At 43.6% G+C, this 11,896-nt stretch carries 13 protein-coding genes; 7 read left to right on the forward strand and 6 right to left on the reverse strand.

Going from position 1 to position 11,896, the window contains the following annotated elements; all coding sequences use genetic code 11:
• The first annotated feature begins 321 nt into the window (after positions 1–321).
• The 4 genes from M595_RS14765 to ygfZ all read left to right on the forward strand — a co-directional run bounded on the left by M595_RS14765 (position 322) and on the right by ygfZ (position 4,926).
• Positions 322–1,305 (forward strand): GntR family transcriptional regulator, encoded by a 984-nt coding sequence (locus M595_RS14765; protein ID WP_023067111.1) that lies wholly within the window; start codon positions 322–324, stop codon positions 1,303–1,305.
• Between the two features lie 99 nt (positions 1,306–1,404).
• Positions 1,405–2,064 (forward strand): nitroreductase family protein, encoded by a 660-nt coding sequence (locus M595_RS14770; RefSeq protein WP_023067093.1) that lies wholly within the window; start codon positions 1,405–1,407, stop codon positions 2,062–2,064.
• A gap of 109 nt (positions 2,065–2,173) precedes the next feature.
• On the forward strand, positions 2,174–3,733 hold the full coding sequence (locus M595_RS14775) for a hypothetical protein (RefSeq protein WP_023067089.1): 1,560 nt from the start codon (positions 2,174–2,176) through the stop codon (positions 3,731–3,733).
• A 143-nt stretch (positions 3,734–3,876) separates the two neighbouring features.
• Positions 3,877–4,926, forward strand: a complete 1,050-nt coding sequence (ygfZ, locus tag M595_RS14780; protein ID WP_023067070.1) for a CAF17-like 4Fe-4S cluster assembly/insertion protein YgfZ — start codon at positions 3,877–3,879, stop codon at positions 4,924–4,926.
• A gap of 59 nt (positions 4,927–4,985) precedes the next feature.
• On the opposite strand, the gene M595_RS14785 is transcribed toward ygfZ, so the two are convergent.
• From M595_RS14785 to rbp, 6 genes are all read right to left on the reverse strand, one after another.
• Positions 4,986–5,285, reverse strand: a complete 300-nt coding sequence (locus M595_RS14785) for a (2Fe-2S) ferredoxin domain-containing protein (protein WP_023067120.1) — start codon at positions 5,283–5,285, stop codon at positions 4,986–4,988.
• A 21-nt stretch (positions 5,286–5,306) separates the two neighbouring features.
• Complete coding sequence (locus tag M595_RS14790; protein WP_023067119.1) at positions 5,307–6,245, reverse strand: succinylglutamate desuccinylase/aspartoacylase family protein; 939 nt, start codon at positions 6,243–6,245, stop codon at positions 5,307–5,309.
• 13 nt (positions 6,246–6,258) lie between these two features.
• On the reverse strand, positions 6,259–6,393 hold the full coding sequence (locus tag M595_RS32740; RefSeq protein WP_023067082.1) for an NIPSNAP family protein: 135 nt from the start codon (positions 6,391–6,393) through the stop codon (positions 6,259–6,261).
• Positions 6,394–6,569: 176 nt separating this feature from the next.
• Positions 6,570–7,193, reverse strand: coding sequence for a ParA family protein (locus tag M595_RS14800; protein ID WP_023067112.1), 624 nt, complete (start codon positions 7,191–7,193; stop codon positions 6,570–6,572).
• A 274-nt stretch (positions 7,194–7,467) separates the two neighbouring features.
• Complete coding sequence (rpsU, locus tag M595_RS14805; RefSeq protein ID WP_023067071.1) at positions 7,468–7,668, reverse strand: 30S ribosomal protein S21; 201 nt, start codon at positions 7,666–7,668, stop codon at positions 7,468–7,470.
• 126 nt (positions 7,669–7,794) lie between these two features.
• On the reverse strand, positions 7,795–8,097 hold the full coding sequence (gene rbp / locus M595_RS14810) for an RNA-binding regulator (protein WP_009783193.1): 303 nt from the start codon (positions 8,095–8,097) through the stop codon (positions 7,795–7,797).
• A gap of 491 nt (positions 8,098–8,588) precedes the next feature.
• On the opposite strand from rbp, the gene M595_RS14815 reads away from it, so the two are divergent.
• From M595_RS14815 to M595_RS14825, 3 genes are all read left to right on the forward strand, one after another.
• Complete coding sequence (locus tag M595_RS14815) at positions 8,589–9,392, forward strand: SDR family NAD(P)-dependent oxidoreductase (RefSeq protein ID WP_023067097.1); 804 nt, start codon at positions 8,589–8,591, stop codon at positions 9,390–9,392.
• 33 nt (positions 9,393–9,425) lie between these two features.
• Positions 9,426–10,193: an alpha/beta fold hydrolase gene (locus M595_RS14820; RefSeq protein ID WP_023067122.1), complete on the forward strand. Its 768-nt coding sequence runs from the start codon at positions 9,426–9,428 to the stop codon at positions 10,191–10,193.
• A 284-nt stretch (positions 10,194–10,477) separates the two neighbouring features.
• A complete protein-coding gene (locus M595_RS14825; RefSeq protein ID WP_023067064.1) occupies positions 10,478–11,650 on the forward strand; it encodes an RNA-guided endonuclease InsQ/TnpB family protein in 1,173 nt (390 codons plus the stop codon).
• Positions 11,651–11,896 lie beyond the last annotated feature (246 nt).

The raw sequence follows: 11,896 nt of genomic DNA on the forward strand, positions 1-11,896 counted from the left end.
CAGCTCTGTAGTACGGCAAGAGATGGCGCGGATCTCGCCAACCTGTTAAGAGCCTTGATAGTGTCCAGTTTGGCTGCATTGACTCAAGGATGTCGGGACGGTCGGTGAGTTCATCGGCACAGAAGTAACCCGTCGGTGCAGCAACACGACCCCCGATCAAAAATAACTCATATCGTTTTTCGTTTTTGGTCGCGTTGGGTGTGTAGTCCAAAACGAAAGCCTCTCGCTTTTAGGCAGAGGTAGGTTACATTCCTATACAGACCCATGACAGCACAGAGGTTTCGTTTTTAAACTTCTGGGGCTGACTTAAGGAGATTTGTTATGGTTCAGTTCTATATTCAGCCAGATAGTGACATTCCTGCCTCTAACCAGTTATTTAACCAAATTCGGTTTGCGATTGCCTCCCGGCAGTTTCCACCGGGACATCGTTTACCGAGTACCCGTCAACTCGCCATGCAAACCGGACTGCACCGTAATACCATTAGCAAAGTCTACCGTCAGCTTGAAGATAGCGGTCTAGTCGAAGCTCAGGCGGGTTCCGGAATCTATGTGCGAGCCTTGGGTCACGAAGGAGGTTCTCGGCTGAATTCGCCGATCCTAGAGCATTATCCAGAAGCTAACAAAATCATTCAACGGGGTCTAGATGAACTCCTGTCTCAAGGTTGTACCCTCAGCGAAGCCAGAGAACTGTTTTTAGCCGAGATTGACTGGCGTCTGCGATGTAGTGCTAGAGTTTTGGTGACCGCTCCCATGCAAGATATTGGGATTGGTCAGTTGATGGCTCAGGAACTTGAACAATCCCTGCGGATTCCTGTACAGTTAGTCCCAGTCGAACAACTCGCTGAAACGATTGAGCAAGTCCCATCGGGAACTATTGTCACCAGTCGTTATTTTATCGGCCAAGCAGAAGCGATCGCCGCACCCAAATCAGTTCGGGTCATTCCCATTGATATTTATGACTACGCTCGTGAAATCGAACTGGTTCAAGATTTACCCAAAGGCACCTATTTGGGAATTGTCAGCCTTAGTTCTGGGTTACTGCGAGCGACAGAGGTGATTATTCACAGTCTGCGGGGTGAGCAAGTCTTGGTGATGACCGCTCAACTAACGGATACTTACAAGATTAACGCGATTGTTCGCAGCGCTCGGGTGATTATTTGCGATCAGGCGAGTTTTGAGACGGTGAAAGAATCCGTTCAAGGAAACCGAGATGAAATTATCCGTCCCCCACAACTGCTCTGCTGTGAAAATTATATCGGTGCCGAGTCAATTAATTTGCTGAAACGGGAGTTGGGATTGAAATAGCAGAAATTGACAACAACTTCCCTTAAAATAAATGGCAACTGGTGTTTAATGCTTCCGTCTCCTGTCCTGTGATCAACTCATCAAACTCAAGCAACTATCATGGAACCTTCAATTAATCTCAGACAAGCGATCGAACGGCGACGGGCGGCTCGCGCTTTCAAAAGCGATGTGATTCCCAGCGTAATCATACAGGAAATTCTCCGACTCGGCTTACAAGCTCCTTCTGGATACAACCTTCAACCCTGGCGGTTTATCGTCGTTCGCAGTCAAGAAAACAAACAAAAGTTGAAAGCCTGTGCGTTTGATCAGCGTCAAGTCGAAGAAGCACCTGTGGTGTTGATCTGCTGTGGCGATCGCCGTGTTAATCAATCTGATTATATTGAATCCGTGATTGAACTGGGTAAAGAGCAAGAAGCGGGGATGAATGATGCCTATGCTGATTTTATCCGCTCCAGTGTTCCGGCGTTGTTTGAAAATCGTCCCTGTTTTGACTCGATCGAAGCTTGGACAAACCGCCACACGATGTTATCGGTTGCTTATCTGATGATTGTGGCTCAAAGTTACGGGGTTGACAGTTGTCCGATGGAAGGATTTGTAACCCGTCAAGTTAAGGAAGCCTTTAAAATTCCCGAGGAGGTGGATGTTTGTTGTATCCTGGCGATGGGATATGCGGAAGAACCTTTTAAACGGTACGGTGGACGCTTTAGTTTACAAACAGTTTGTTATGGAGAAACCTATGGTGATTTTTTTGAAATATAACGGAATTATTTTTCAAAATTCTAGCCTTGAGGATGAATAATTTTTTCTGTATCGAACACTTTTATCAAACATAGTTCGGGTGTGTTTTAGCATCAGAGGAAAATAACCCATGAAAACTACACTTATTAAAGAAAAGCCAGGAAAACTGCAAAAAGACAACTCCCAGAATTCTGCCGATGTTCGTCAAGATTCGTCGGTGGAAATTCAAGACAAACGTGAGGAACTCGAAACACTCAACCCCTTTTCGGATTGGGAAGATAATCCTTTTGATCCTCAAGATATCCAAGAAATTGACGCGATACCCCAATCAAAATCTGAGAACCCCCAGTCAAAATCATTAAGAGAAAGCCTCGATGAACAGCCAGAGGTTCCCGCAGAAAAGACGCAAAAGAATTACTTACTCACCCCTCAAATTGGCATCAGTTTACTCGCCATTTTTGGCTGTGTGTATGTGATGACTCGCCCTTGTGTAATTGGTGAATGTCAGGTGATTGATACCGCCAAACAACAAGCTCAAAAGTCAGAAGAAACCATTAGAAATGTAACCACTTCTCAAGCGCCCGGAATTGCCAAAGAACAGCTCGATGGAGCAATCAAACAACTCCAAAGAATTCCTTTTTGGTCGCCCTATCATCGCCAAGCTAGAGCGCTTTTCTCGACTTATAAACAAGATTCTAAAGAATTAGAGGCAGTCGTCAAAGCCTTATGGATGGCAGGGTTAGCCTCAGAAGAAGCCCAAAACCCTCCCTATAAAGTTGAGGAGTGGGATCAGCTCAAAACGCGCTGGGAACAAGCCATCACTCAACTCGAACAGGTTCCCCCAGAAAATACCATTTATCCTTTTGCTCAAAATCGACTCGAACAATATCGGGCAAACTTAGCCGAAGTTAGAGGACGCCTCGCTCTCGAACGTCAAGCCGGCCGCACCCTCGCCGAAGCCAAAAAAGTCGCTCAAGTCGCTCTAGCCCGTCAGGGAGTCGCCAGAGGCGTGGAAAGTTGGCAATTGGTTTATGAGACCTGGCAGAGTTCGACCAATACATTAGCTTCTGTTACCCCCGGAACTACGGCTTATCAAGAGGCGCAACTGTTGCTGGCTCGATATCAGCCTCAGTTAGAAGACGCTCGCGATCGCAAAACGATTGAACAAGTCGGACAAGATGCTTACAACCGAGCGGTGAATAATGCAGATCGAGCCAATATCTTTGCGGAGCGGGGGGCTTGGTCAGAAGCGGTAAAATACTGGTCTCAAGCGATGACTTATGGGAAACGAGTTCCGATGAGTAGTTCCTATCATGTGGAAATTCAACCGTTGATGACGTCTTATACCGCGTCTTGGAAGCAAGCAGAAGCGGAAAATAAGGTCGCAACTCGCGTGAATAAAGCGCGTCAAGATTTGAAAACGGCTTGTACGGGTTCTCCGACAATTTGTAGTTATAGCGTGAGTCGAGATTTGATTACGGTTCGCCTAGCTCCGAACTATGTAGAAAAAATTGAAAATACTGCCATTACAGGCGATCGCAGTGGCAACCCTCAAAAACGCAATGAGGCAGAAAAACACGTTCAAACATTGAAAATTGCCCTAGAATCTATTAGTGATAATGCAAAGATTCCCTTAGAAGTTTATAAACCTAACGGTCAAAAAATTGGGGTTCATCTCCCCCAGAATTAACCCAAGAATTTACACGGTAGGGGCGCAAACCGCAGCGCCCTCTTAAAGATTGGTTGGATAATTTTCAGATAATAATGAGCCGTGAAGTTCGGGATAATTTTTCAGATGATATAAACTCAACCTTTACTCTCAAACACTCAACCATGATTCAACCTTTACGTGACATTCAAACCGCTCAAGGGGCTACATTAGAAGACTCTACAACGGTTCCTCTCAGTTTTGGAAATGATAGTAAAGCGATCGCTGCGACTCAAAGCGGTGTTGCATTATGTGATCGGAGTCATTGGGGACTTCTCCAGATTTCTGACGAAGATCGATTGCGGTTTTTACACAACCAAAGTACCAATAATATTCAATCTCTGCAACCCGGACAGGGATGTGATAGCGTATTTGTCAGTTCTACAGCTCGTACCATTGATTTAACCACATTTTATGTGACCGAAGATGCGGTTTTAATCTTAGTTTCACCGAACCGTCGTCAGATGTTAATCGACTGGCTAGATCGATATATATTCCCGATGGATCGAGTTGAATTAAAAGATATTAGCGATCAAAATGCTATTTTTAGTTTAATTGGGCCGCAAAGTCATCAACTTTTAGAAAGCTTAGGAATAACACCTCTAACAGATCAACCTTATGCAACCCATCAACAAGTTGAAATAGAAAATATTCCTGTCCGAGTGGCAGTTGGGAGCGGTTTAACGACAACAGGATATACGTTAATTGTATCCGTTGATCATGCCGTTTCGATCTGGAAAACCTTGATCGGATCAGGAGCGATCGCCATGGGAAATCGCATCTGGGAACAGCTTCGGATCGAGCAAGGAAGACCTTTCCCTGATTCTGAACTAACCGATGATTATAACCCTTTAGAAGCAGGATTATGGCAAACAATCTCTTTTGAAAAAGGTTGCTATATTGGTCAAGAAACTATCGCTCGTTTAAATACTTACAAAGGGGTCAAACAAAAACTTTGGGGACTAAAATTAGAGGCTCCCGTTACTGTGGGAACCGAAATCAAAGTAGAGGATAAAAAAATCGGTACACTGACCAGTTTTATTCAAACTGAAAGCGAATTTTTAGGGTTAGGGTATATTCGCACCAAAGCAGGTGGAAAGGGTTTAAAAGTGAAAGTTGGAACAGTCGAGGGTGAAGTGATAGAAGTTCCATTTTTAACCCATCCTGCGGAGTAAAAGATCACGAGGAGAAAGAAGGAATGATAGAGGAAAATCAATTCTTTCTCCTTGCAAGTTCAGTCCGAATGGTGTGGAGCAAATTTTTGATAGAGTAAAGCTTTAACCGGTTCTCCTCCATACAAATGATGTTCAACAATAGTCGAAACTTCCTCCGGTTGAATGCGATCATACCAGACTTCCTCCGGTAAAATGATCACCATCGGCCCATTACCACATTGTCCTAAACACCCTGTCGCTTCAATCCCAACATCAGGAATAGATTCTGCTTGAAAAGCAGCTAAAACTTGAGCCGAACCTTGTTTACGACAAGTGCGATTTTGACAAACAAGAACCTTTTTTGAACATAGATGTATCATAACCAATAATTATAATCAGAATTAAAAAGCAGCTAAATTAACGATCGCATCCCCTTGATTGACTAAAGGATTTTGTTGAGTACAAATCACCAACCCATTAATCGGTGCGCGTATCCGAACACTCGCATCTCCAAACGCATCAGAGATCACCCCTAGAATTTGTTTTTCGTAGACTCTTTCCCCGAGTTTAACACTCAAGAGTAAAATTCCACTGCTAGAAGCCCTTATCCATCGAGTCTTGCGGACTTCCACCGGATCATTAGGTTGAGAATGAACTTTCGGTTCGTACATTCCCAAACTCGTCATCACCCGCAACACCCCTTCAACCCCAACTCCAATGGCATGAGGATCGAAGCGTAACGCCTCTCCCGCCTCGTAGAGTAACACCGGAATTCCCTTTTGAGTTGCAGCTTGTCGCAGGGAACCATCACGGGTTTGAGAGTGAATAATCACAGGCGCACCAAAAGCTTTAGCACATTCGTAGGTTTGGGGATCATCAAGGTTGGCGCGAATTTGAGGTAAATTATTGCGATGATCAGAAGCCGTATGTAAATCAATACCATGCGTACAACGGTTGACAATTTCTTCCATGAATAACAATGCCAACCGTCCTCCCAAAGATCCCCGTTTAGAACCCGGAAAAGATCGATTGAGATCTCGACGATCCGGAAGATACCGAGATTGATCGATAAAGCCAAATACATTTACAATGGGAACTGCGATCACTGTTCCTCGCAATTCTTGCGGCGAAATTTGTTGTAGAACTCGGTGAATAATTTCCACGCCATTGAGTTCATCCCCATGAATGGCAGCACTCACCCAGAGTCGCGGCCCCTTCGTCACACCGTTAATTACAACGACAGGTAACGACAACATTGTTTGTGTGGGTAGACGAGCAACTGGAATTTCAATGCGTCGTTTGTGTGCAGGGGGAACGGAAAATCCGCCAATTTCTATCATGCTGGTTAATTCATCATAAAATTAAATCGTAACGCCGAATATCGGGTGGAGTAGCGATTAAATTCTGAAGTTTTTCAGTTGCCGCTTGAATATGATCGCTCGCGAGATCAGTTTCTAAAGCCGATCCCCGTTTCCCAAGTTTCCACAAAGGTAAAATCAGTGGAACACGGTTTTGTATAAGTTCGTACTGAATGCAGCCCGGTTCTTGACGAGTCGGTTAACCAGTTCTGACAAAACAGCTTTCAAGGGTTCGACACGCAAGGTTTTCTTCATGGTTTGTCGAAAGGGAAAAGTCTTAAAATAAAAGGTTTTATTCGTTTTTTTTTAGTTTAAATGACTTAATAGTTCAGAGGCGACTCGACGATAATCAGAAGCGGCTTCTCTAGCGTTTTTGCTTTTGGCTTGGGTAATGGGTACACCGTCGAGGGGACAACGTTCGTGGGCTTTGTAGGATCGAATGAAATTTCTAAAAACAGGAATTCCGGTTTCTTGCAAAGATTTTTGGGCTTCGAGGGCATCCCCCAAACTCCGAGGATCGACTTTAGTCAGGAGAACCCGATGAGCGACTTTGGCTGGAGTGATCGTGTGTTTCACGGTTTCAATTAAAGCCACTAAATCCATGGGTGCGACTTGACTCGGGAGAACTAAAAAATCCGCAATCGCGATCGCCGTCAGTAGAGAACTTGATTGTAAAGTAGGAGGGGTATCGATCACAACTAAGTCAACGTTTTTGATTTGTTTGAGTTGTTGTAACAGTGGAGGACGGGTTTCACAAGATAACTCAAAAGGCATTTCACCCCGCTCAACCCACCAGCCCGCCGAATTTTGCGGATCAGCATCGACTAATAAAGTTGAGAAGCGCTTGGAAAGGATTGCGGCTAAATTGACTGCGGTTGTCGTTTTACCCACGCCACCTTTGCCGTTGGTAATAACAAGAATTTTTGGCATAGTCTGTTTTAGAAGGTGGAGAAAAAGGAGACTCTTAATTTTGAGGTTCTCCGAAAAGGAGAAAAGGGAGTCACCCTCTCAACAGACTTTAGTATATAGTAAACTTCTCCTGTTAACCCTTGTCGCTCTCAATTATTAACTTAATTATCTCTGACGATTATTTTTTTGAGATCAACTCCCAAAGAATTCAACAAATTCAACCTTCGGGAGTCAGAGGTTTGAGGAGAGTTAAAGGGATTGATTCGACACTTACTCTTTCTCCAATTTGGTGATTTTAAAACCGTTTACGAGAGTTACGGAGGCGTCGGCGTTCCCGGTGTCTCGCGATTTCTTTCCGCTTTTGTTTTTGAGCCAGTGTTTCAAAGTGACGGTTCTTTTTCATATCTGCAAAAATACCTGCCCGAGAGACTTTTTGCTTGAACCGACGCAAAGCTGATTCTAGTTGCTCACTTTCACCGACGATAACTTGAGCCATTCGATCTCCTCTCTTGTAAATTTCTGCCGATCTTGCTCAACAGATCGCTTTTCATTCAACAGCAGCAAGACGGGTTTTATCCCGTCGCACACTGAATCTAAATTTGATCTCTGTCAATCTCGGAACTTAATAGCGGTTAGAGAAACGATCTCCTCTGCCTCCTTGACCGAAAGAGGAACCTCGATCTTCGCGAGGTCTTGCCTTATTCACTTTGAGGTCACGTCCCATCCATTCCGCACCATCGAGCTTTTCAATTGCTGCTTGCTCTTGGGTATCGGCATCCATTTCGACGAACGCAAAGCCCCGAGGACGACCTGTTTCGCGATCCGTGGGGATGCTCACTTGTTTAACAGTGCCATATTCAGCAAATACCGATCTTAAATCTTCTTCAGTTACCTGGTAAGAAAGATTACCTACATAAACGGACATACAATTGACCTCCCAAATCGGATAAATGTAGAGACAGAGATTTCGGAAGGTAAGCAATGCCAAGTAAAACAGAACGAAAACGAAACTGTCAGCACTGAAAGCAACAACTGCAACCGATATCCAATTCTCAGCCTTAATTGTAGCACGGCTCGTTGAGTCATCAATGCTGTCCGGTGCATGGTGACTATGGCATCAGATCATGTTCATCTCCATATCTGTTTGATACGACGGGGAAAATCAGCAGTAGGAGAATACTTGATTCTATAACGACCTACATCACGGTTAACCTTCACCGCCAAATCAATTTGGCGAAGACCGCTTATATTCCCCGTATTGAGACGGCAGGGCTTTATGCTCCGCTACCATAAGTTCTGTTCCACAGAAGAAAACTATTCTGATTTATTGATTACTTGTCCCTGACTTTTGATAGAGGAATCTCGGGTAGAATTATCTTTATGATTAGGAGCGACATTAGTATTTTGATAAATTTCATGGACTTCGGTATAAAAGGTAAAGTGGCGCTGATTACAGGTGGCGATTCAGGGATTGGTCAAGCCACCGCTAAATTATTGGCAGCCGAGGGGGTGAAAATTGTTTTACTCGATAAAACCTCTCAAAAGCTAGAGTCGGCAGCTGAAGAAATCCAAAAAATTGGGGAAGTGATAGCCGTTCAAGCCGACTTAACAAATTTAGAAGAAGTTGAAGTAACTAAACAAAAAATTATCAATCAATTTGGCGCACTTCATATTTTAGTTAATGCAGCCGGAATTACAGGCGCTCAAAAAGAATTTTTAGAACTAACGGATCAAGATTGGTACGAAACCATTGAAGTTGATTTTATGGCAGCAGTACGAGTTTGTCGTGCTTTTATTCCCTTAATGCAACAGGCAGGTTGGGGACGTATTGTGTTAGTCGGTTCAGAAGATGCGGTACAGCCCTACACCGATGAGATGCCTTATTGTGCCGCTAAAGCTGCTATTTTGAATTTAACCAAAAATCTATCGAGTGCCTATGCTCAAGATGGCATCCTGGTTAATTCTGTATCTCCTGCGTTTATTGCGACTCCGATGACCGATAAAATGATGGAACAGCGATCGCAAAAACTCAATGTTAGTTTTGAGCAAGCGATTGATAGCTTCTTGAAAGAAGATCGTCCTCATCTGGTCTTACAACGTCGTGGAAAGGCTCAGGAAGTTGCTGCTGTAATTGCATTTCTCTGTTCAGAACAATCCAGTTTTGTTGTGGGTTCTAACTATCGTGTTGATGGTGGCTCAGTTGCGTCAGTCCATCATTAAGAGTAACTATTCCTACAATAAATGGAGATTAAAATGTTAACTGAAATAGAAGTGCATCCCTTTGTTGAGTGGGGCAGTGGAGACAAAACGTTAGTCTTTATTCACTATTTTGGCGGTGCTGCTATAAGCTGGCAGTGGGTGGCTCAACAACTCCCCGACTTTCGTTGTATTGCCTTTAATGTCCCCGGATTTGGTGGAACATCTGCCCCTCAAAAACCGACTTTGCAGCAGTATGCTGATACTATATCGCAAACCCTCGCAGATCTCAATCTAAAAAATTATTCTTTAATCGGACATTCAATGGGGGGCAAATTGGCTTTGCAAGTGGCTATAAATTGTGATTTTTCCCCACAACAAATTATTTTAATTGCTCCGTCACCTCCGACTCAAGAACCGATGCCGGAGGCAGAAAAACAGCGATTGCTCGATCACCATCCCAGTACAGAAAATGCGGAAACAACAATTAAAAATGCAACTCAAAAACCTTTAGATGAGGAACAATATGCTGTGGCAATTCAAACTCATAAAATTGTTGAAGATGCGGCTTGGCGCTGGTGGTTATTGGAGGGAATGAATCACTCAATTGCGGATCAAATTGTACAATTGCGTATACCTGTAACTGTTTTAGCGTCTAAAGATGACCCGGTAATTTATTATAGCCTGATTCAAAGTGATGTTATCGGTCTTCTTCCGAATGCTAAACTGATTACCATTGAGAATGTTGGACATCTTATTCCTCTCGAAACTGCCGAATGGACAGCAACACAATTACGTCAGATTATCCTTTCTGATCAAGAGTAGTAGCTCTCAATTAGAGTTATCTTTCCTCCCCAGATTTTAGCGAATTGCTTTCCCGTTTTCTGGCTATCACTTCAAATTAGAATATCTGTTTCAAGTCTAAAATAAACCCCGGTAAAACATCCTCACCAGAAAGATGAGTGGGGTTACGTGAACTACTTACACTGACCTGACGGTACAGTGTAGGCTTCCTGTCCAAAAGAAAGCGCAGTAGTGGATTTCTTGCGTCCTCCCTTACCAGTAAAAAACACTTGTGATAGAATCTTATCATAGCAACTCGGTGATAAATGTTAGTCTACGAAGCCAAGTTAAAGGGCAATCAACATCAGTACGAAAGGTTAAATGAAGCCATTCGCACTGGCTTGTTTGTCCGCAATTCTTGTCTTCGTTTCTGGGAAGATGGTAACGCCAAAAGTCGCAATGACTTATATAAGTACGTCACTCGACTAGCCAAGAACAAGGACTTCCCCTGGACTAATAAGCTTAACTCACAAGCTCGTCAAGCAATGGCAGAGCGTGCTTGGGCTGCAATCTCTCGGTTTTTTGATAACTGTAAAAAGCGGATCTCAGGAAAAAAAGGATACCCTAAGTACAAGAAAAATAGACCTAACCACGGTTCTGTTGAGTACAAAGTCACAGGCTGGAAACTGTCCGAGAATCGAGACAGAATAACCTTCACTGACGGCTTCAAAGCTGGTGAGCTTAAACTCTATGGTAGTCGTAATTTAAACTACTACCAAATTGAGCAAATAAAACGAGTTAGAGTAGTCCGTCGGGCTGATGGATTTTATGCTCAGTTTTGCATCGACTACGACCGGACTGAGGAGAGACAACCAACAGGTAAAACTGTAGGGCTTGATGTGGGTATTTCTGCTTTCTATACTGACTCTGATGGTAATAAGGTAAACAATCCTAAATATCTAAGAAGGTCTGAAAAGGCTCTTAAGCGCTTGCAGAAACAAGTTTCTCGGAAGTTCAAGAAAGGTCAACCTCAGTCCAATAACTACAAAAAAGCTAAACAAAAGTTAGCGAGGAAGCACCTCAAGGTAAGTAGGAAGCGTAAAGACTTTGCTGTTAAAACTGCATTGTGCGTAGTCCGGTCTAACGACTTGGTAGCCTATGAGGACTTGAAGGTGCGTAATATGGTTAAAAATCACAAGCTAGCTAAATCAATATCAGACGCTAGCTGGACAATGTTTAGGATTTGGCTGGAGTATTTTGGGAAAATATTTGGCACGGTAACAATTGCCGTACCTCCTCAGTACACCAGCCAAAACTGCTCTAATTGCGGCGCAATTGTTAAAAAATCTCTCAGCACTCGTACTCACAAATGTAAGTGTGGAACGGTGTTAGATAGAGACGAAAACGCGGCAAAAAACATCCTCAAATTAGGACTAAGTACCGCAGGGCATACGGGGTGCGATTCGTTCTCTAGAAACCAGGATTTCATGGTGGATTAGAGGCAAGGAATCAGGAGAAGTGCCTTAATCTTCTCAACACTGAACCTTGACAACTCAGTAATTCGTGAGAGTGAGGATTAATCCAATTCTCTCCCTCTGAAGGCTTCAGAGGACAGCATAACCCACAGGACATAGCATGACAACCTATATCCTGCTGTGCATGGGTTAAATGGAGGTAACTGGTAGCCTAAACTGGAATCCCTCCTAGCATAGTCAGATATGGTTACGCAAGGAACTTACGTTTTA

Origin of the sequence: Lyngbya aestuarii BL J, assembly GCF_000478195.2 — a bacterium.
GTDB lineage: Bacteria > Cyanobacteriota > Cyanobacteriia > Cyanobacteriales > Microcoleaceae > Capilliphycus > Capilliphycus aestuarii.